The sequence below is a fragment of the Pristimantibacillus sp. Z349TD_6 genome (assembly GCF_056173205.1).
Window position 1 is genome coordinate 278,954 of the sequence record NZ_CM149662.1, and the last position, 22,064, is coordinate 301,017.

16 protein-coding genes are annotated in these 22,064 nt (G+C 42.1%); 12 read left to right on the plus strand and 4 right to left on the minus strand.

Annotated features, from left to right (window positions below; genetic code table 11):
• Positions 1 to 149: 149 nt before the first annotated feature.
• Positions 150 to 998, plus strand: coding sequence for a helix-turn-helix transcriptional regulator (locus AC0VYE_RS01370; protein WP_076270768.1), 849 nt, complete (start codon positions 150 to 152; stop codon positions 996 to 998).
• A gap of 78 nt (positions 999 to 1,076) precedes the next feature.
• On the opposite strand, the gene AC0VYE_RS01375 is transcribed toward AC0VYE_RS01370, so the two are convergent.
• A complete protein-coding gene (locus tag AC0VYE_RS01375; RefSeq protein ID WP_475445540.1) occupies positions 1,077 to 3,005 on the minus strand; it encodes an ABC transporter substrate-binding protein in 1,929 nt (642 codons plus the stop codon).
• Between the two features lie 118 nt (positions 3,006 to 3,123).
• Between AC0VYE_RS01375 and AC0VYE_RS01380 the strand changes: the two genes are divergently transcribed.
• From AC0VYE_RS01380 to AC0VYE_RS01390, 3 genes are all read left to right on the plus strand, one after another.
• Positions 3,124 to 5,043 (plus strand): AraC family transcriptional regulator, encoded by a 1,920-nt coding sequence (locus tag AC0VYE_RS01380; RefSeq protein ID WP_475445542.1) that lies wholly within the window; start codon positions 3,124 to 3,126, stop codon positions 5,041 to 5,043.
• Positions 5,044 to 5,292: 249 nt separating this feature from the next.
• Positions 5,293 to 5,811 (plus strand): TetR/AcrR family transcriptional regulator, encoded by a 519-nt coding sequence (locus tag AC0VYE_RS01385; protein WP_475445543.1) that lies wholly within the window; start codon positions 5,293 to 5,295, stop codon positions 5,809 to 5,811.
• Between the two features lie 231 nt (positions 5,812 to 6,042).
• The gene (locus AC0VYE_RS01390) at positions 6,043 to 7,029 is read left to right on the plus strand and encodes an NAD(P)H-binding protein (protein ID WP_475445545.1); all 987 of its coding nucleotides are present in this window, start codon (positions 6,043 to 6,045) and stop codon (positions 7,027 to 7,029) included.
• Positions 7,030 to 7,250: 221 nt separating this feature from the next.
• Here the strand turns inward: AC0VYE_RS01390 and AC0VYE_RS01395 are convergent, their stop codons facing one another.
• The gene (locus tag AC0VYE_RS01395) at positions 7,251 to 7,880 is read right to left on the minus strand and encodes a YfbR-like 5'-deoxynucleotidase (protein ID WP_475445547.1); all 630 of its coding nucleotides are present in this window, start codon (positions 7,878 to 7,880) and stop codon (positions 7,251 to 7,253) included.
• 257 nt (positions 7,881 to 8,137) lie between these two features.
• On the opposite strand from AC0VYE_RS01395, the gene AC0VYE_RS01400 reads away from it, so the two are divergent.
• The 6 genes from AC0VYE_RS01400 to AC0VYE_RS01425 all read left to right on the plus strand — a co-directional run bounded on the left by AC0VYE_RS01400 (position 8,138) and on the right by AC0VYE_RS01425 (position 16,614).
• A complete protein-coding gene (locus AC0VYE_RS01400; RefSeq protein WP_475445549.1) occupies positions 8,138 to 9,352 on the plus strand; it encodes an MFS transporter in 1,215 nt (404 codons plus the stop codon).
• Positions 9,353 to 9,604: 252 nt separating this feature from the next.
• Positions 9,605 to 11,344, plus strand: a complete 1,740-nt coding sequence (locus AC0VYE_RS01405) for a sensor histidine kinase (RefSeq protein ID WP_475445551.1) — start codon at positions 9,605 to 9,607, stop codon at positions 11,342 to 11,344.
• A gap of 28 nt (positions 11,345 to 11,372) precedes the next feature.
• Positions 11,373 to 12,947, plus strand: coding sequence for a response regulator (locus tag AC0VYE_RS01410; RefSeq protein ID WP_475445553.1), 1,575 nt, complete (start codon positions 11,373 to 11,375; stop codon positions 12,945 to 12,947).
• 165 nt (positions 12,948 to 13,112) lie between these two features.
• Positions 13,113 to 14,033: an ABC transporter permease gene (locus AC0VYE_RS01415; protein ID WP_339206112.1), complete on the plus strand. Its 921-nt coding sequence runs from the start codon at positions 13,113 to 13,115 to the stop codon at positions 14,031 to 14,033.
• Between the two features lie 14 nt (positions 14,034 to 14,047).
• Positions 14,048 to 14,980 carry a carbohydrate ABC transporter permease gene (locus tag AC0VYE_RS01420; RefSeq protein WP_076270694.1) on the plus strand — a complete coding sequence of 311 codons (933 nt, stop codon included), beginning with the start codon at positions 14,048 to 14,050 and terminating at the stop codon, positions 14,978 to 14,980.
• A 47-nt stretch (positions 14,981 to 15,027) separates the two neighbouring features.
• A complete protein-coding gene (locus tag AC0VYE_RS01425) occupies positions 15,028 to 16,614 on the plus strand; it encodes an ABC transporter substrate-binding protein (RefSeq protein WP_475445556.1) in 1,587 nt (528 codons plus the stop codon).
• A gap of 119 nt (positions 16,615 to 16,733) precedes the next feature.
• On the opposite strand, the gene AC0VYE_RS01430 is transcribed toward AC0VYE_RS01425, so the two are convergent.
• On the minus strand, positions 16,734 to 18,014 hold the full coding sequence (locus AC0VYE_RS01430) for an MFS transporter (RefSeq protein ID WP_475445558.1): 1,281 nt from the start codon (positions 18,012 to 18,014) through the stop codon (positions 16,734 to 16,736).
• A 193-nt stretch (positions 18,015 to 18,207) separates the two neighbouring features.
• Here AC0VYE_RS01430 and AC0VYE_RS01435 point away from each other — a divergent pair, with 193 nt between their 5' ends.
• Positions 18,208 to 18,570 (plus strand): DUF423 domain-containing protein, encoded by a 363-nt coding sequence (locus AC0VYE_RS01435; RefSeq protein WP_475445560.1) that lies wholly within the window; start codon positions 18,208 to 18,210, stop codon positions 18,568 to 18,570.
• 73 nt (positions 18,571 to 18,643) lie between these two features.
• Here the strand turns inward: AC0VYE_RS01435 and AC0VYE_RS01440 are convergent, their stop codons facing one another.
• On the minus strand, positions 18,644 to 19,294 hold the full coding sequence (locus AC0VYE_RS01440; protein ID WP_475445562.1) for a GDSL-type esterase/lipase family protein: 651 nt from the start codon (positions 19,292 to 19,294) through the stop codon (positions 18,644 to 18,646).
• A 263-nt stretch (positions 19,295 to 19,557) separates the two neighbouring features.
• Here AC0VYE_RS01440 and AC0VYE_RS01445 point away from each other — a divergent pair, with 263 nt between their 5' ends.
• The gene (locus AC0VYE_RS01445; RefSeq protein WP_475445564.1) at positions 19,558 to 21,867 is read left to right on the plus strand and encodes a PDC sensor domain-containing protein; all 2,310 of its coding nucleotides are present in this window, start codon (positions 19,558 to 19,560) and stop codon (positions 21,865 to 21,867) included.
• Positions 21,868 to 22,064: the final 197 nt, after the last annotated feature.

Consider the following 22,064-nt stretch of genomic DNA (forward strand, 5'->3'; position numbering starts at 1 on the left):
TGCATCACCCACTGTTGTTATGCCTTATTGCTAACCAATATAGCATATGATAATATGAATTATAAGCACATATCTTATCTAATTTATCATTTTTCTACGTATATTACTTTGAATATAAACTCATTACTTTACATGGTGGTGTGATGTTTGTGGAGTCGAATTTTTATGAAGCTGCGAAGTTTGATATTAGTCGTGAGAGGAAAACTGACACAAGTATGCCATCGCGTCATTATCATAATGGCTATGAAATCTTCTATCTCGTCTCTGGTGATATCAGCTACTTTATCGAGGATAAAAGCTATCAGGTGGTTGGCGGCGCGTTATTGATCATCAATGTGAATGAGATTCATAAGCTGGTCAATTCAAGCAAAGAATCATTTGAGCGGATTACGCTGCTGTTTCAGGAGGAATTCCTTGAGGATATGTTTCCTTACAATGACAGCTTTCATGTGCTATCCAGCTTTTCAAGCGGCAAAAATTTCATGCCCTTAAACGGCCAAGAACAAAGCATGATCGAGAAGCTTTTCGATAAAATGATTGCGGAATTTATTAAGCAGCCTCCCGGCTATGAATATTATTTAAAAACACTGCTGTTCGAGCTGCTTATTTTTCTTTACCGCAAGACGTCAACGCTGCCTGCAGCTGAACATGACGGAAGCAATCCGATCAATAAAAAGATTTTTGAAATTGTCGATTATTTGAACCAGCATTATCATGAAAACCAAACGATTCAGGGCATATCCAGCAGGTTTTTCATCAGCTCCTCATATTTTTGCAAAATGTTTCGGGAGAACACAGGCTTCACCTTCACAGAGTACTTGAACAATGTTCGAATCAAGGAGGCGCGCCAGCTCTTAACGGGGAGCACTTTGAAAATAGCTGATATTGCTGAAAAGGTCGGCTTTGAGAGCATGACGCATTTTGGACGCATTTTCAAAGATATTACCGGCCATTCACCGCTTAAATACCGACAAGCCTATAAGTTTGAATTGAATTAACCTAATAAAAAAGCCAACTCCGACGCAAATCATGCGCGGTTGTTGGCTTTTTTAGATTAAGCTAGTTATAGTTCAACCTTATTTCTGCGACTGTTCTACCTGTGCGATTAACGCATCTACCGCTTCATCCACGAGGTCAGGACCATAATTCCATTTATTACGGGTTATGTTTAATACACGATTATTTTTTACTGCGGGAATGGCTTTATAGAGAGGCTCTTGAAATAGCTTTGTCATCTCTTCCAGCTCATCATCCTTCATTTGTGTGAAGAAATAGTCTGCAGGCCGATCAGCCAAAGATTCCATCGACAACGCAGCGCCGCCGTCTGCAAATTTCTCAAATTGCTCTGGCATTTGGAAGCCTAAATCCTCATAGATCAGCTTGCCCAAAGTACCGCCTTTGCCTCCCAATAGAACCTCACCCTTATAAAGAATGAACGTGATGGCAGTTGTGCCTTCTTTAATATTAATATTGATCTCATCTCGGATACGCTCAAGCTTCTCCTCGAATTTAGAAATCCATGCTTCAGCCTCTGGCTTTCGGTTCATGACATCGCCCATCGCTCGGAGCGTATTGATGACATCTGGATCGCCGCCCCATGCTACGGCAACCGTTGGAGCTATTTTCTGATAAGTTTCGTAGATTTCAGCGCTATGATAGTCTGGCAGTATAATGATGTCTGGTTGCAGGGCAGATATAGCCTCTGCATTGCCAAGCCCATCACCAATGCTTTCAGCCTCTGTCATGGTGTCTGGATATTGTTCAAGTGTACCTTGATCGACCCCAACTGGCTCTAGTCCTAGCGGCAGCAAATAACCACCGTATGTAATGACGACAGCCTTGCTCGGCTTAACGGGGATAGTCACTTCTCGCCCTAATGCATCCTTATAGACCCTAGTCTCTGCCGGCAATGTATCTGTACTTTCATTTTGCTGCTTATTATTGCCCTCCGTAGACTGCTGCACATTTGAATCTGAACCACCACAAGCAGCAAGCAGCAACGATAGGCTAAACAATAGCGTTACAGCAAAAGAAGGCTTAAAACCAAAACTCATTTCATCCACTCTCCAAGTATTTTGTTGATAATGATTATCACTGTTAACAATATAACCTTCTTCCAGGGAGGGAGCAATGAACGATTCGGGCATAAAATTTGTGCGAACTGAACTTTTTAAACCGAGGTTATGCATTTTGAACTGAGCTGGTGTCTCGCCAGTTTGCTTTTTGAAAAGGCGGCTAAAATAATACATATCTGCATATCCGACACTGTAGGCGATATCACGAATGGTCACCTCTGTTTCATTTAGTAAAAACTTAGCTTGATTCATACGTGTCTGAACGAGATACTCCATAGGGCTGCATCCATATTTTCGTTTAAACACTCTGGAGAGGTAGTGTGTACTGTAATGAAATAGATTCGCGATCATCTCCATGGAGATCGTTTCGTGATAATGCGCATGAATATAATTAGCGATCTGTACAGCCAGATCAGGCGAGGCAGCTTCCGTATCAGCGATACGCAGCTGGCGGAACTGCTCATGCACAAATTGGTAGAAGAGGCCTGTCACCTGCAGCCGGTCCAGCTCTTCACTCAGCTTCCAATGCTGCTGCATAGACTCTAGCAGAGCAAGCAGAGATAAGGGGTGTTTCGCTTTAAATGTATATTGCTGCCCCAATGGAGCATGCTGCTCAGCTTGTCTATGCGTAGATTGAGCAGATAAGCCGCGCATAGGTTTATATAAAATAAGATAGTAGTCAAAAGGACGGCTCAGACAGCTGATATTCATCGTAGCGCCTTTGCCGCCGTGCAGCAGCTGGGAATTAGCGGATTCGACAGCCATTCCATCAAGACTTATTTTAGCCTCACCTTGGTTAGTGAAGATAAAAGCATTGGCCGGAAGGCGGTAAGCTTGCAATTCCTCACCTGTCTTCATTGCCAAATGCCGAATATCAAGCACTTTAACCGGCGTTTGGCTCCATATTGTGATGGTCTCATGCCATTCCATAACCACACCCCGTGACGGATTACATAGAATTATTTTACTAGTGAGAATACATATCATTTATAATATATAATCATATCGTACCCCATTAAGCGCGTATAGAGAAAGCAGGTTTCTGAAAATGGAATTGCATGATCATTTGGTGTTATGGAATCATGCTTTTTGCACCATTTTTGATGTCCGTCGCATCAATATGAAAGCCGAAGAATCGTTATCTGCCTACTCCGTACCTGCCAGCATATTTGTGATGTCTATTCAAGGAAGTGCGCAAGTTTGTCTGAATGGTGTGGATCACTATGCTAAACGATTTAAAATATTTCATACTGGCAAAGGATCAGTTTTGAATATTCGCGCTGGTGCCGAGGGGTTTGAATATTATGTGATTTATTATAAAGCACGTATTCCATCGCCTGTTCGGCAGGAAATGATCGATCTGGTAGAGCGCGCCCAACCTTTTCATGCCCAATACGGCTTTGTGCCTGCTTTTCCGGTAGCATTATATCGCAGCATGACAGACATGCATAAGGAATGGGGAAGGGCAGAACCGCTGGGGAGATTGCGTGTGAGAGCTTTGCTCCATCAATTTGTATATGATTTATTAACTCAAATGCAGGTACAGGGTGTGCGACCGGAAAAACGCGATTTGGCAGCTCAAATCATTTCGATTATTCATGAACGTTATGCAGAGTCCATTACTTTGGAATCTTTATCTGAAACTTTGAATTACAGCGTTCCCCATTTGTCTACTTATTTCAAAAGCCGGACAGGCCTCAGTCCGATCGATTATTTGATCAAGGTACGCATCGATAAGGCAGCAGAGCTGCTGCTCAGTACCGATGCCACGCTAAGAGAAATCGCTATCGGTGTTGGTTATCAGGACCCTTATTATTTAGGCAGAATGTTCAAAAAAAATAAAGGCATGTCACCGACACAATATAAATTGAAGTACTCGTCCAAGCACAAGGTAGAAGATTATCCTTCCATAAGCATGAGATCGTCCATTGTCTCCCCCCATCTCCTCGGCTATACTGATTTAAATGATAATCATTATCAACGTAGTGGAGAGGGAGAAATACCAATGATTAAACCATTCAAACCGTCCATGGTGGCGGGATTGCTATTAAGTTTTATTTTATTATTGAGTGCCTGTGGGGTAGAAAATGCGGCGGAGACGACTAATCCATCAACGGCGACAGCGTCGCCCTCTGCCGAGGAATCCCAGACCAAAACCATCTCTACAATTGCTGGAGACATAGAAGTTCCTACGCATCCGAAACGAATCGTAGCAGGTGAATATTTAGGAAGCCTCATTGCGCTTGGTGTTGTCCCTATCGGAACTTCTAACCATCACATTAAAAACCCATATTTCGGTGATGCTTTAAAGGGCGTTGAAGATATAGGAGACGGGAATGGCAATATCGAGAAAATTTTGGAGATGGAACCTGATCTTATAATTATGGATGATACCTATGCTGAAATGAATGAACAGCTGCCAAAAATCGCACCTACGGTTATCATACCTTATGCATCGTTGAAAACCGTTCATGAGGAAATTACCTATTTCGGCAAGCTGCTCGGTAAGGAACAGGAAGCAGAGAAGTGGCTCAATGATTATGATCGAAGAATAGCCGAAGCCAAGCAAAAAGTATTGCAAGTCGTTCCGGCTGACAGTACCTTCTCCATTCTAGAAATAATGGATAAAAACATTTCCGCGGTAGGCGCAAACTTTGGCAAGGGTGGGCAAGCCGTTTACGGAGGATTTGGCTTCAAGCCGCCAGCTGCCGTTGTTGATGAGATGAAAGATCCGGGATGGGCATCGATATCCAATGAGGTATTGCCGAAATATGTGGGGGACTATATAATACTGACTTCCGATTCGCATACCCTTGCTGATCTCAAGGCTGATCCGATTTGGAATACGCTTGATGCGGTCAAGAACGATAGGGTATACATATGGGGAAGCGACCGGTCATGGTACTGGGACCCCATAGCGATCCTGCTCCAGACTGAAGAAATTGCAGAATGGTTAGTTGGTAAGTGATTGTAGTTAATGTGGGTTGCCTGTGGCCTGTGGAATAAGGTACAGCAATAATGGGTTATTCTAAAACGAAGATAACAGTGGATATGCAGCTGTTGTCTTCGTTTTTTCGATTTCAATTGATTGAACTCATGTGTTTAAATTGCAGCCTGGCTAAAAAGTTATTGCATTCCTTCAAGCGATAAGTTATGATCAATTCAGTTAGTGATTGATCAATTACTAACAAGTAGGTTCTTAAAGGTGGAAGATACGATGGAAAAAAATACAGCAGCGTCCGTTAATCGCCGTACAGATATTATTGCTGCTGCGATTGAAGTTTTCGCTGAAATTGGATATTATCGCGCGACAACAGCAAAGGTTGCTGAACGTGCTCAAATCTCACAGCCGTATGTTTTTCGTTTTTTTGCAACGAAGGAAATTCTATTGAAGGAAGCTTTGGAGGTTTCATGGACACGCATCGTAGATGCATTTGGCAGCGTGATTGAGACAGCGGGACCTGATCAGCTCGAGAAGGAGCTTGTTGAAGCCTATATAGAAGTCATGAAATCGTATCAGAATGAAACGCTGCTGTTAATGCAGGCTCAGACGATAAAAGACGAAGCGATTGTCGAGGTTATGCGAAATGGATACCGTGTAGTGCAGCAGTTAGTGTTAAACGCATTCCAGCAAGCTGGCCTTGAGAATCCGAAGGATAAAACGGTTATATTTTTGGCTAGAGGCATGCTGTGTAATGTCTCGATGGCGCTATCCTTGCCGGAGTTAATGTATTAGAGCTGATTTTTGGCTCTTTAATATATCGATGTAATTGATCAATCAATAAATGACTTACATCAACAAAATTACTTTTAAAATACTTGGCATATTAGGGGCTGCCATGGCTAGCTAAATACAGACCGTGTTAGAAGTTAGCCAAGACAATTAAATTGTTATTGAAGTCAATGCATTGTCCGCACGCCATATTGTTAGTGATTGATCAATTACAAATTTGAGGAGTGAATAATAATGAAAAAAGCTATTGTATTAGGTGCTGCCGGAGGTACTGGTGCTCCCATTGTTGAGGAGCTTCTAAAGAGGGGAATCGAGACTACGGCATTCGGGCGGTCTCATCAAAAGCTAAAACAGCTTGCGATGGATTTGGGTAATCCTAAGCATTTATCGCTTAAAGTTGGAGATGTGCTTAATCCAAAGGAACTGATATTAGCTTGCGAAGGTCATGAAGTTATTTTTAGCTGCGCGAATGTGCCGTACAATGACATGCATACGATGCTGATCCCTATGGGAGAGGCAGTTATGGAAGCGGCTAATCAGCTTGGTGCAAAAATCGTCGTTGTGGATGGCATTTATCCCTATGGGAGAAAAACGACTAATCAGGCAACAGAGGATCACCCTAAAAATCCGCATACCAAAAAAGGAAAGGTTCGACTGCAGTACGAGCAAATGGTGTTTAGTTCACGGTGGAATAAGGCGCATAAAATGATTGTTCGTTTACCTGACTATTATGGCCCATCTGCTAACCAAGCATCCTATTTGGGATCCACTTTAGTTGGAATTGCAGGTGGCAAACCTTCCGTATTTATTGGAACGATGAAGGTTGCCCGTGAGTTTGTTTATTTGCCGGATGCGGCAATTATGATCGTGGAGCTGGCCATTAGGGAGGATGCTTATGAGCAGAACTGGCATATTCCAGCGTCAGGCGTTATCTCTGGCCGCGATTTTGTAAAGATAGCCCAGAGGGCAGCAGGTACGTCAAAACCAGTCATACCGCTTGGCAAAATGGGCTTATCATTTCTCGGTCTATTTTCCCCAGTTATGAAAGAGGTCGTTGAGATGCTGTATTTAACGGAGGAACCATTCGTATTAAGCGGTGAAAAATATAAGCGGCTTGTCGGACCGATTCCTGCTACTCCATACGAGATAGGGATTAAGGCTACAATTAATACACTTATGAAACGGAATGAAGTAAAAGAGGCAATATCGCGTAGAGGCTAAAAAATTAGAGAATGAAATACTGCGAATTGTGGTTTTATACAACCACAGTTCGCGGCATTTAGTTAAAAAACAGAAGGGATAGTGGGTTTGATTTAAAAAAAGAGGGAAGATTAGTGGTAAATGAGGCGTGTTGCCATTTTGCGATTTTTGACTACAGGCTTATAAAAGGTGGTGTATTTGCTGAGGTTTATTACGGGATTTAACAGGAGTCGAAGTTAAAGCTACAGCTCTAAGGCTTCCTTTGTAATCTTTTGAATATCGACAGGACAATTGGAGCTCTCTTTCACAATGTCTGGTAAAATGTGCTCTAAAAAATAATCTACACAATGCAGCTTTATTTTTTTAATTTTGACGAGCGCTTCACGGTACATAACGACAAATTCCTTTTCGGTGTTGCCTCTTTGCAATTCCGTAAGCGCCTCGTAAACTTGATCAAGCTTATCGGCTACTTCAAGAATAAGGCCTTCGACGGATTCATCCTTTCCCTCGCGCAGTTGCCTGCGGAAAATAGGCTTAAATTCCTCAGGAATATTTTCCTCGATAAAAAGAGCAATCATGCCTTCCTCAACCTTTTGCAGCATGCCACGCAGTTCTAAGGAGTAATGTTTCACTGGTGTTTTAATGTCTCCAATAAATATTTCCCCATAATCATGGCTGCTCGTAATTTCGTAAAGCTTCTTCCAATTTATTGTGACGCCGTTCGTTTCTTCAATATCTGCTAATGTTTTGGCGTATTGAACAACCTTCCAAGAATGAGCGGATACGCTGTGCTCTTCAAACTTAAATTTACCTGGACAACGAATGATACGTTCAAGATCGTTAAGCGATTGAAAGTACGTATGAATTCCCATAGCATGCAATTCCTTTCTTTTTCCCAAAGATGTTTTACAATGCGAGGCATTAGAGTTAGTATAAAGCTCATTTGTTAATGGACGATAAAATGAATCAGGTAATATATGTAATAACTAATAGGGCAAGCATTGATTTATTCTCTTGTCAGTACGACGTAATCCTGCTATTATCATAATGACTTATTAAAGATCTTTAATAAGTCGGAATGAACCTTCTTAAACAAATGGATGACGAACACCAAGGAGATCAGATAACGATGGCAACGTTCTTTTTAATTATTATTTATTTGGCTTTTATTAGTTTAGGTTTGCCGGATTCCTTGCTCGGATCGGCATGGCCTGTGATGAGAATGGATATGAATGCTTCATTAGGAACGGCTGGTAGCATTTCCATGGTTATTGCAGCAAGCACGATCATCTCGAGCTTGATAAGTGGTACTGTACTGCACCGTTTTGGCACAGGGAAGGTAACGCTTGTGAGCTGCATCCTGACAGCAGGAGCTTTACTTGGTTTTGCATGGTCTCCTTCAATTATTTGGCTAATTATTTTTGCAATTCCGTTAGGTATTGGCGCGGGCAGTGTAGATGCTGGATTAAACAACTATGTGGCAACCCATTACAAAGCTCATCATATGAGCTGGCTGCACTGTTTTTGGGGAGTAGGAGCTACGCTAGGTCCAATTATTATGGCTTCGTCTATTTCAGGTCAAAACCTTTGGAGAGATGGTTATCTCACGGTCGCAGCGATTCAGTTTATTCTAGTCGTCATTTTATTTATTTCTCTTCCTTTATGGGATAAAGTTGCAAAAAGCAGTCATGTTATAAATGCTGAAGCTCACCATGAACTGCATGATCAGAAGTTGGAGCAGGCCGCTGAAAATAAGAAGCCATGGCAAATAAAAGGGGTTAAATTAGCGATGCTAACCTTTTTATTTTACTGCGGCATTGAAGCGAGCATGGGATTATGGGGAAGCAGCTTTCTTGTAAATATTAAAGATTTGCCTGCAGCGACAGCCGCGCAATGGGTGTCATGGTTCTTTGTCGGAATTACAGTTGGTCGAATGATTACTGGATTTATAACATTTAAATTGAGCAGCCGCATGCTGATTAGGTATGGCCAGCTAATTGCATTAATCGGAACAGTAGTGCTAGTGCTGCCGTTACCATCTATCGTCTCGCTTATCGGATTTATGATTGTAGGTCTTGGATTAGCTCCGATATTTCCGTGTATGCTGCATGAAACACCTGCGCGATTCGGGAAAAAGAACGCACAGTCTATTATGGGTTTTCAGATGGCTGCTGCCTATACGGGCAGTACGCTAGTTCCCCCTTTTCTAGGATTGCTTGCAACCAATACAACGATTAGTATTTTCCCATGGTTTATTATTATATTTGCGATTGCTATGCTCTTGTGTACGGAAAAATTAAACAACTTTTTGAAAAGATTGCATGTAGGAATAGCGGCGAAATAAGTCCTTGCATTAGGTGAGGCTTAATGAAAGAAAAAAATGAAGAATGAACTTAAAAACCACAACCGTATCGTGTTGTGGTTTTTTTGGCATTATGCGATATTAGCCTGTATTTTTCTATTATGATCGTTCTGCAACCGATTGTATTTAATGAAGCCATACTGTAATATCTTTATTAATTATATGGATTTTTATTACAATAATATGAGGCTATCATTTTAATTTATGGGTAGAACGGGCTAAAGGCGGGAGAAAATGAAGAGATTCATTCCGAATAAAATGTATATTCCGTTTACGTACAAAATGATGATTCCGTATCTAATTCTTGTGCTGCTGACCGACGCTGTCATTGGATACATCTCCTATACGATGCTCATTGAGTCGAGAACAGAGATGGCGGAAACGAATATCCGTACGGCTATGAAGCAGACGAGGAGCAATATTGAGTATCAGCTGGATGAGATTCAGCGAATGTCGAGTACACTTTTCAGCAGCATTACTTTTCAGAACGCTCTTCAGTTTGAAGGGGACCAGCTCGATATGATGCTCAAAATGAGGGATGATATTATTCCGCAAATGAAGGCGCCTCTCCTGCTGTATGGAAACAATATTAGACTGGCACTCTATACCGTTAACGAAAATATGCTTGAAGTTTCGGGCGATGATATGGCGACCCCGATTGGCAGGCGTGACTATTATGTGTTATCTCATCACAGTATAGAGAATACGGATTGGTTTAAATCCATTTCCTCTACATTCCAAGACCATCTATGGATTCAGGTCGATTCGGACCAGAAACTAAACAACATCTCTCATTTCCGTAGATTAGTCACATCCAGCGGCATTTCGTCTACGATCGGCTATTTGCGCGTTACGGCTCGCTTCGATGAATTGTTAGGCAATTTCGATACATTCCCAATCGAAGAGGGCATCAGCCTGCGATTAATTGATATGGCTTCTGGACTTAATCTATATGAACGAGGAAGCATAGATGAGAAGGCTAGCATGAAATCATATTTGAGTGTGAAGGAAGAGATTCCAGGAACAAATTTTGTGATCGAGACGTTGGTTCCTCATTCCTATCTAAATAAAGATGCGACCAGAATGAAAAAAGCGATAAGTACCGTTTGCTTCATTAGTTTCTTGGTTATGGCGTTTATCGGAGTGATAGTTGCCCGTCTGTCAGGGAAAAAGATGAAGCGTATTGTAACGCTCGTGCAATCGTTCCAAGAAGGGAATTTTTATAAGCGGATTGGTTTTACAGGGAATGATGAATTTGTTCATATTGCAGATTCTTTTAATCAGATGGCAACCAGCATTCAGGACCTCATCAAAAATGTATATGTGCAGGGCATTCAGAAAAAACAGGCAGAGCTTGATGTGCTCCAAGCGCAAATTAGCCCTCATTTTTTATACAATACACTTTCGACAATCGGCAGCCTGGCTAACTTAGGGGAAGTAGATAAAGTAACAAAGATGGTGCAGGCGCTGTCCAAGTTTTATCGGCTTACGCTAAACGGAGGCAATGTCTATATTACGCTTGAGAAAGAGCTTGAACAGGTGGAATCCTATCTAGACATACAAAGAGTAAAGTATGCAGATACCTTTAAGGTGTATTTCGATATGGAGCCTGAAATTGCACATATTCCGGTAATTAAGCTGATTCTCCAGCCGTTCGTTGAAAATATTTTCAAACATGCTTGGTTTGGGGAAACGATCGCTATTCGTATTACAGGGAAACGTCTCGGGGGCCATATTGAGCTGAAAATTATTGATAATGGGATCGGTATGAGACCGGAAACGTTGAAAAGAATGCTGGCAAGCACGATCCATTCAGACCGATACGGTCTGAAAAATGTGGAGGAACGTATAAAACTAAGATACGGTAAGGACTTCGGCATTCATATCGGCAGCATATATGGAGCAGGAACGACGGTGCAAATTATTCTTCCGATCGATGAAGAAATCATTGAAGATTTGGAACCGCTGTCATAATGACGCGCCAGAGGAGGAGAGTACCGACATGGATATCAGCATCCTATTGGTAGATGATGAAGCAATAGATTTGGAGTGGTTAAGGCGCCGGGTAGCGGGCAATGAACAGCTATCCCTCCAAGATGTAGGAACGGCTATCAGCGGATTTGCAGCTTTGAAGATAATGGAACAGAAGCGCATCGATCTTATTTTGTCTGACATTCGAATGCCGATCATGTCTGGAATAGAGTTTGCTCGCAAAGCAAAGGAAATTAATCCTCAAGTTCATATTATTTTTATAAGCGGACACCAGGATTTCAGTTATGCCAAAGAGGCCATTCAACTGAATGCCAGCGGTTATTTGCTTAAGCCTGTAGATGATAGTGAGCTCAATGACATGCTCGTTCTCATTTGCTCTAAGATAGAGAACGAACGACAGCAGAATATGGCCTTGTCTGAAACCTTATCGCTAGTCAATCAGGAGCTGCTGCTTCGCTGGTTCAATGAAGCAACGCCAGGTCAGGTTGAAGCACATATTCATACGATTTTATCGCCTTTGTTACAGCAGGGAGCTTCTGTCTCGATTATTGAGATTGATGATCTTGCATGGAAGCTTAAGGAGAAAAGTGAGGAAGAGCGGCGATTGTTTATGAATCAGATCACCCTCTTTATTCGCAATTTTGCAGCGGACAACAACTTGGGCAGTATGATGACAAGCTATGATTACCATTATGTTCTGCTGGCTGCTGTTCAAGAAGAATACATGACGGCGCTGCTGGAACAACTTGTTCGGCAATTTAATGAGACGTTCTCTTGCTCCATTACGATTGGAATGGGCATGTACACCAATGATATCGCTAAGCTTCATGACTCCTATCGGCAGGCGAAAGCAGGATTAAGCATCAAATGGATCATGGGGAAAAATCGGATCATTCAAGGCGCTTTCCAGTGGAGCCCTAAACAATCAGCTGCATCAAATTTTGAAGAGGTTGTTGATGTTATGCTTCGAGCGATGCTGGAGTATGACCTGACGACCATTGACGACTGTTTGCTTCAGCTCTTAAACGGTGAAAAACCGTTGACCCAGAAAAACGATATTTATGATCTCATTATTCGTATTACCTCCAAGCTCCATGCTGATTTGCAGCAAATGAATGAACATATGTACGAAATGCTGAAATGGGAATCTCATCATCCGATTATTTTGTTTGAATTTGAAACGGTGCATGATATCCTCTCTTGGCTGAGGAGACGGTTCTTTGAACTATCTGAACTGCTGTATTTAAAGAAGCAGCGGCAGAAGCGCAAGCTCATTGATCAAATTACAGCCTATATCGAGCAGCGATTGGAACAGAAAATAACGCTCAATGAGGTTGCCGCCCACTTTGACTTCACACCAAATTATTTGGGACAGCTATTTAAAACAGAGACAAACATACTATTCAGCGATTATCTCAATCAATTGCGAATGGAGCGGGTGTGCGAGCTATTAAAGGACCCGGCAAAGAAGGTTTATGAAATTGCCGAGCAGGTCGGCTATAAAAATATTATTTATTTCAATAGACAATTCAAACAAGCGATGGGGCTGTCACCTGGAGAATATCGAAAAAAGCATAAAATTTAGAGAAAATAATTTAAGGCTCAAGTCGAAAGCAGGCGTTGGGCTATTTTTTTTGCAAAAGATATTCAAATCGTTGATTTAGTATTGGTTTTAGTTGTTTCCCATAATTAATTTATTTACCGCTGCTTTTTATAATATGTGTACATAGAGAAGAGAGGGGCAGTGTTGATGATTCGACATCGATTTTGGAATGATCTGAACAAGTATAAAGTAATCCTTTTCATGCTGGCGCCTGCCGTTCTATTTTATCTCCTGTTTGCCTACATTCCGATGGTCGGCATCATTCTTGCTTTTAAGCATTATGATTATGCGGGCGGTGTGTTTGGAAGTCCGTGGAATGGCCTCGACAACATTCGCTTTTTCTTCGAATCGGGTGATGCTTGGCGGGTAACAAGAAACACGGCGTTGTACAACATAGCTTTTATCGTCGTAAACAACTTACTGCAAATGTTCGCAGCCATATTTTTGTTTGAGGTTGGCGGCAAATGGTTCCGTAAAATTACGCAAACGGTTATTTTTCTCCCATACTTCATCTCTTGGGTCGTAGTTGGAGCGATTGCCTACAATTTATTGAATAGTGACATTGGTACGGTGAACGTCCTGCTGAAGAGCTTTGGGATGGAGCCGGTCGACATTTATAATACACCTGAATATTGGCCGTTTATACTTGTATTTGTCTCCGCTTGGAAGATGCTTGGTTATGGAACGGTAATGTATTTGGCCGCCATTACGAGCATAGACACGGAAATGTATGAAGCTGCTGAAATTGATGGCGCTAATATTTTCCAAAGAATGATGCGAGTCACGATTCCGAATCTGTATCCGACCATTATTATTTTAGTCTTATTGGCAGTCGGCAACATCTTCCGCGGTGATTTCGGCATGTTCTATAACATGGTTGGCAATAACGGGGTGTTGTTCTCCTCCACAGATGTCATCGATACCTTCGTATTTAGGTCACTTATCACAACCAACGAGATCGGAATGTCAGCGGCGGCAGGCGTGTATCAGTCCATTCTTGGCTTCACGACAATCATGCTGGTCAACTATGCTGTTCGTAAATATGATAAGGATCGCGCTTTATTCTGAATGGGGGTTAAGACATGAATGCATCCGGCTTAAGTTTAAATAAGAAAGCAGTCAAGGCTGCTAAAATAAAAAAAGTGGATCAACGGTTATTTTATGCTATTGGCTATACCGCGCTCGTGATGCTGGCCTTGTTATGTATCGTTCCATTTATATTGATTTTATCGTCATCCCTAACGGATGAGAGCAAAATTGTTGTGGACGGGTTTCAGCTTTTCCCAAGCGAGTTTTCTTTGGAAGCTTACAAGATACTTTTCAAATACCCGGATCAAATGATTAATGCTTACATCGTAACAATAGCAGTTACCGCGATTGGCACGATAGCTGGTTTGTTTCTAACGTCGATGACTGCTTATTGTCTAAGTAGAAAGGATTTCAAATGGCGTAATCACTTTTCGTTTTATTTCTTCTTCACCACGTTGTTCAGCGGCGGACTTGTTCCTTGGTATCTGCTCATCGTCAACTATCTCCATATGAAGGATACCGCGCTAGCTTTAATAGTCCCGCTGTTGTTCAATGTTTTCTACATTATCGTGATGAAGTCATTCATGAGCGGTATACCGGAAGCGATTACGGAGTCAGCAAAAATAGATGGCGCAGGCGATTTTCTAATCTTTATGCGACTTATTCTTCCACTATCCAAGCCAGCTTTGGCTACAATAGGTTTGTTCTTGGCACTTGGATACTGGAATGATTGGTATAATGCGCTGTTATTTATTTCGAATGAGAAATTAATGCCGCTTCAGTACTATTTGTACAAAATGTTAGGCAATATGGACGGCATGCGCAAGGCAATGATGGGATCAGGCGCGGTTGTTACGACAAGCCTTCCGACAGAGGGTTTAAAGATGGCGATGACGATTGTAGCAAGCGGACCCATTCTCATTGCTTATCCATTCGTTCAGAAATATTTTGTAAGAGGATTAACGATTGGCGCTGTAAAAGGATAGTTCCAGGCAATCCTGGTTTATCAATATATGAATTGGGGGTCTCCAGCATGTTTAAGAAAAAATCGCTTTGGCTGGCATTTGTACTAACATTCGTTTTCATTTTAAGTGCATGCTCAGGCAACAGCAACAAAGAAGCCACATCTCCGAAACCAGCGAACGAAGGAACCGAGACCGCTACGGAACAGCCGGCTACTGAGCAGCCTGCCGCTGCAGAAGAGGGGATCGATACTTCCAAGGAAGTTAAGCTTAAAATGATTTTTGTAGGTCCGAAGCCGGTAGATTATGATACTGTTTTTGCTGAAATTAATAAGAAGCTGAAGGAAAAAATTAATGCGACAATTGAGGGCGAATTTCTAGATTGGTCCGATTGGGCTCAAAAGTATCCACTGAAACTAGCAGCCAACGAAGAATTTGACTTAATTTATTCCGCAAACTGGGCTGGATATAATGATCAGGCGTTGAAGGGCGGATTTTTAGAGCTAACGGAAGAGATGTTGTCTAAATACATGCCGGAAACTTGGGAAATCATGCCGAAATCCAGCTGGGATCAAGCAAAGGTAGACGGCAAGCTGTACATGGTTCCTCAGAACAGCGGGGAGTCCGTTGAGAAGCTCGTCTTGTACCGGGAAGATTTGCGTGTAAAATATAATCTTCCTGCGATCGACAGTCCTGAAGCTTACGCGAATTACTTAAAGGCGGTTTCTGAAAATGAGAAGGGGATTGTACCCTTTACTCCAGAAACAGGGGATTGGAAGCTGCACAATTTAGATCGTATTTTGCTTAAGCAGCAAAGTGAGTGGAATATGCTTGATTTTGATCTTCCGATCGGATTTAAGCTGACAGACGAGACGGGCAAAATTTTCAATGTGTATGAAACAGAAGAGTTCAAGCAGCTGCTCTACTACTATAAGGATCTTGCAGACCATAATGCATGGTCAAAAAACGTATTGAACAACAAAAACGATCACCAGCAGGATTTTAAAGAAGGCAAAACGGCGTCAATTACTCATAATATGGGTACGCTCGGTTCCTTGAAGGCAGCGATGGAAAGAGAAAACTCTCCATATAAAGCTGCACTTGCCGATATTACGCCTGCTAAGAAAAAGTCTCAAGCCGTTGCTACGCAAAATGGCACATCGGTTCATGCGACTTCGAAAAATCCAGAACGTGCGCTCATGTTCATTAACTTGATGCAAAATGATAAAGAACTTCATAATCTCATGATGTACGGTATTGATGGCGTGAACTATGAAGCTGATGGCGACGATAAACTTAAGTCGACAGACAAGACTGCCAACTATACAGGCTTCTCCAACTGGAGCTTTAACTCGCCGCTCAATCGTACGGATGCGGCATTCCCAGAAGAGGCATCTGCCATGAGCAAAGCGTGGGAAGCAACGGTATATCACTACCCGCTTGAAACCTTTGTATTCGACAACAGTAAAGTGAAAACAGAAGTGGCTAATGTGAGCAACGTCATGCTTCGTTATGCGATTCCACTCGAATACGGTGCGATTAAGGATGTAGATAAAGGCTTGGAAGATTTGCAGAAAAAAATCAAGGCCGCTGGAATCGATAAGATCATTGCAGAGGTACAAAGCCAAGTTGATGCATTCCTTGCAGCGCGGAAATAATTGAAAAAAAATCAGCCCCCAGATTGTATCTGAGGGCTGATTTTCTGTTTGAAATATAAGAATGTATAAGTTTTCATCTTATAAGTCACTTATAATTAACGGTCAAAGCTGCTTTAGCGTCAAATAGATGCCGAAGGCGTTTTTACTGCGGCTACCGTTTTTTTCTCCCGAAACAACATAAAAAATAGCATAGATGCCGTGACATACAGTGCTCCAGTTATGCTGAACGTGATGGCGTACCCCCAGTAGTAGCCATAGGTAGCAATAAGATGTGAATGAATGGGTCCCATCGTAGCCCATCCAAGCATAAAAGCTGTCTGCATACAGGAGTTAGCCAGGCTTTGCTTTTTTGCAGAAACCCGGTCGATCAAAATAGCCGATTGCAGCGGATTAGCTGCATTCATAAGCGCTTGTCTGAATAGAAAGCTTATAGAAGCGACGAGTAACAGGTTTGTAAAACCTGTTAATAGCAGGAATGGCAGCGATAAGGTTTGAAAAATAACGATCGCTTTCACTTGTCCAACTCGATTGGCGAGCGACGGGCCAATGAGCATAGAGATGATGGTCATGACTTGACCTAATGAAAGCAATAAGCTCATCGCACTAAGCGATATCGAGAACCGATTGGTGAAATACAAATTCAAATAAGGAACAACAAGGCCCGATCCGATACCAATCAAAAGCTGTATGGAGGCGAACTTAATAATAAATGACATTTCTTTATTAGGATGAGCTGTTTGGCTCGAAGCTGGCTGCTCGTTAGTTGCTTCAACACTTTCCTTCTGGCTGCGCGCAGATTCCCTAATGGCTTGCAAAGGTAGAAATGCTGCAATTGTCGCTATACTGCCTGCTAGTAAAACGATTTTGAAGGAGAGCAGCTTACTTAGTCCTGCCGCCTGCATAATATCTGCAATGACGCCTCCGCCAAGGCTGCCGCCGACCTGAGAGGCGAGAACAAATGCTGAAAAAATACTGAAAATGCGCAGTCGATCCGCTTTAGCTACGTTTGTGGCGAGAAAGGGAATGGCAAGCACCTGAAAGATGGCAGCAAATAAGCCGGTCAGAACGGCCATTGTAAGTAAGCTGCTTTCTGTTTCAAATAATGAGCGTCCAGCGAGTACCACACCGCTGCAAAGAGCGCCAATGACGAGCAAGCGCTTGCGGCTGGCGCGATCGCCGAATAAGCCAATGGGAATGAAACATAATGCGGTTGCGAGTGATTGCATACTGACGATTTTTCCGCTCATGGCATCGGGGTAACCGAGCTCGTGAATGTACAAATTGTAGAGTACCGAGAACATGCCCGTACCGATTTGATATAACATGTTTGCTAGAAAAAATAAACGAATATTGCGGGACCAGCCCTGCCACTCTGTGGCGGTAGATTGAAAGAATTTCACGTAGATGCCTCCTGATGCTATACCAAACTACATTACTCCTCTGGCAACAGTAAATCAATCGGAAATTATTATGTAAGGAAAAATAAATAGAGTGCTGTTGTCTAATAGGATGAAACCTAGGAGAGCAATTCCCTCCCTCGATCAATCATGATATGCTAAATGTACGACTTGAAAGATGAGGTGGGATATTTTTATGCAAACATTTGTAATACTCGGCAGTATTTTGATGGTGCTGGCGGTTGCTATTGGTGCGTTCGGCGCACACGCGCTGAAAAGTAAAGTAACAGCGGATAAGCTAAAGGTATATGAGGTAGGCGTGCAGTACCATATTGCGCATGCATTAGGCTTGATATTAATTGGACTGCTGGTAGGACAGTATCCAGATGTTCAGCTTATCGTTACCGGAGGCTGGTTTTTGGTAGCGGGAATTATTTTATTCTCAGGTAGCCTATATGTGCTGAGTGTTGCCAAAGCCCGGTTTCTTGGTCCAATTACACCGCTAGGCGGACTTTCATTTATGATTGGCTGGGTGCTTGTCGTTGTGGGTGTTCTTTAGGAGCATCTCAAACGAATTTCAAAAAATGACACCAACCCATTAGAGGGAAGGTGTCATTTTTTTATTTCTAAAACTAACTGCGAGAAGCAAGATAGGGGATTAATCCGTTTGCGATCACTTGATGACCCCGATCATTGGGATGGATAGGCAGAGTACCGCTCAATGCATCTTCTAATCTCCCATTACGATAGCCATAGATTAGTGAGGCTTGTTTTCCTTCAAACCATCTATGAGCGGGAGCGATTTGTGCATGATAGCTTTGGGCAACCTCTATCGTCGTGTAATTTAATTGGTCGATAGCAGCAGCTGCTAGAGAACTATTCGGAAACGGATTATATTGCGTGCAGCAAATAATACGGGCGTTACTCACGCTTTTTATATGAGCGAGAATGGCTCGTAAATTTTGCCTGTAGGGAGTTAAGATCGGTTTTATAGCTATTTGCTGTTGGTTCTTAATCGAAGACAATGCAGCGTTTGCTAAATCTACCCCTCCAATCCAGACAGAAACAACATCGGATTTGCTAATAGCTGAGGAACCCTTCCAGATGACTGCGTTTAATAGATCATGACTGGTCCAGCCCGGACGAGCTAATACATATCCAGTTGCCCTGCGGGAACGGGAGCGTGAATTTAAAGCGGCAACGGCTAGTTGGGGATATGCTTTTGCGAGTGAGGAGGCATTCTCCCCATAGGTAATAGAATCTCCAAGAGCTGTATAGAGCATAACGATATCACCCACCCTATTCTTAATCATATAGACAATGCAAATAGGCTAGTAAAGGTTTGACACTGACAATAACAGTCGTTTATTCTTCTATTTCACTAGTGCATCTCTATAGTTATAGTATTGCAATGCTATGCTGTTTGCGTGGACATTTGTTCAGCAGCATGCAAATTGGATAAATTCATTAATAATTATTGACTTCATTTCAAATGATTTGTACGCTGTGCTGAGGAGCAAAGTCTATCAACATAGGAGTCGACAGAATGAAGCTTATAGAGGGTAACCGAATAATTAATCGTAAAAGCTTTCTGAAGTATCCATCATTTTATCGCAAAATGATTGTTTTTACGTTATTATCATCAATCATTCCTATCATTATCCTTGGGATCACCAGCTATATTTTAACTTCCAAAACGGCTAAAGATAATGCCAGCCAAGACATTACCCAGGTCTTAAGCTACGCTTCAGAGACCATCGATAATGGGCTTGAAAGAGTAGAGAATAACTTAATTCAGCTGGAGATGAGTTCGTTCTTCACTTCAGACTTGAAGGAAATGAAACGTACCAATTATTCTGGATTTTATTCGAATATCTATCAGAACATGTTGGCTTTTATGAACGGAAACCCACTTGTTAAGGATATTTCGTTATATACATTGGACGAGAATTACTTAATTTCGTCTACTTACGGTGGCAAAAAAATGGAGTCGGCAGTGGAACGGGAAAAGTATGAGAAGCTGCTGGAAAACAAACAGCAATTAGTTTGGCAGGCTGGTTATTCCCAAGGCGGTCAAGTGTACGATTCTGGTATTACCTTAACGAGTACAATTCCTTTACATACAAAAGATCCAATCGGTCTTATTCAAGTCATTATTGATAATAAAGCGTTTGAATCTCTAACTGCAAAATTTGTGAAATACAAGAACCAGCATATGTTTGTAATCGATGAAGGCGGCCAGCTCATATTCCATATGAATGGATCTGAAGTGCCTAAAGATTTGTTTGAGTTGATAACGGTTGCACATGAGGGCAAGCAAGAGTTTTTATATCAATGGCAGGGCCGGGAGTACTTAGTTACTTCTATGGTATCCCCAATCAAGAAGCTGCTGTTTGTGGATATGATTCCAACAGCGGAGCTTTACAGCAGCGCAAGGAAGATTGCGGGTATAACGATTGGCATCGTGCTTGTTGTTCTTGCTGCGGGAATTGCGCTCGCGATGATCGGCACGAAAAGGGTATATAGTCCGATTCGGAAGCTGGTCTCTCATATTAGTGATAATCAACAAGCGGATATGGGGACAGACGAATTTAATTATGTGCAGCAGCGGTGGAAGGAAATTAACAGTAAGGCGAGTCAGCTGGAAGGCCAAATCAATCAGCAGTTTCCGCTTATTCGGGAGTTGTTTGCTTTAAGGCTATTGGAAGGGCAATTTAGTCATGAACGACGTGAACATTTGCATGAGCTTCTGCGCAGATACGCTATTCCAGAGACACAATGCGCAGCTGTCTTTATTATTTCATATGATCACCTATCGGACGCAGGCAAGTTTCAAGAGTCGGATAAAGATTTAATTTTGTTTATTATAAAAAATATGACGACAGAATTGCTGGAGCAGCAGCAGCTAGAAGGCTTGGTCATTAATGGATTAAATGATCAAGTAGTGGTTTGGCTGTGGACAGAAGATGAAGAAATGAATGCATGGTCAAACAATTTGAAGTCTGGCATTGAAAAAATACGACAGCAGATCACTCATTTTCTGCAATCTCCAGCAACGATTGGGTTAAGCCGTGCAGCCTCGCAGGTAGAGGAACTGCCCGATTTATATCGTGAAGCGCAGCTTGCTATTTATTCGCGGATGATTAATGGCGGCAATCAGATTATTGAGAGCAAAGGGCTTGCGGTTTCAATGATGTATCGTTATCCAGCAGAGATCGAGAACCATCTTATCGATTCATTGCAGGTCGGTGATCTCACTGAAACGAAGCGTTTGCTTGATGCTTTTTCCGATAAAGTGCAATCTGCTGTGCATAATCCCGAGCTTATTAGGATGTCGTACGATCAATTGTTGTCTACGACTCTACGAACCGTCTACTTAATGAACATGAGTCCAGAGCAGCTGTTTGGAAGAACCGCTAGTGAGCTCAATTTCGATATGAGATCATGTGCAACGATTCATTCCATTAATGAGTGGCTGATAGATCGTATATTTGAACCGATTATGATGTCCTTGAGCGGCAAGCGGAATCAAGAGTATGAGCAGCTTATTGAAAAAGTTACAGACTATATTGCGGCAAATTATAATCTTGATATTTCTCTGGATCAGTGCGCACAGATTTGCAATCTGACTCCTCAATATTTAAGCAAGCTGTTTAAGCGAACGATGGACATCTCCTTTATTGAGTACCTCACACAAGTTCGTGTAGAGAAGGCTAAGGAGCTGCTGGAAGCAACAGATTTGATGGTGAATGAAATAGCAGAGCAGGTAGGCTACAACCCTAAAAATTTCATTCGTGTATTTAAGAAGCAGGTTGGATTGCCTCCGGGACAATACCGAGAAATGCATCGCAAGTAAATTGCCATACAAAATCGAATAGGCTTATTTCAAAAAGGCTTTGCTAAGAGTGAGAGAATTGTAACCTCTCCATCTTGCAAGCCTTTTTTTGATTTTATGGGGTGCGAATTTATAATCTGGCAGGGGTTAAAGAGATTAATTAATGAGACTCGAAGCAGCCACAAACCCAGCAGCAGCAAGGGATTCTCAATTATTGC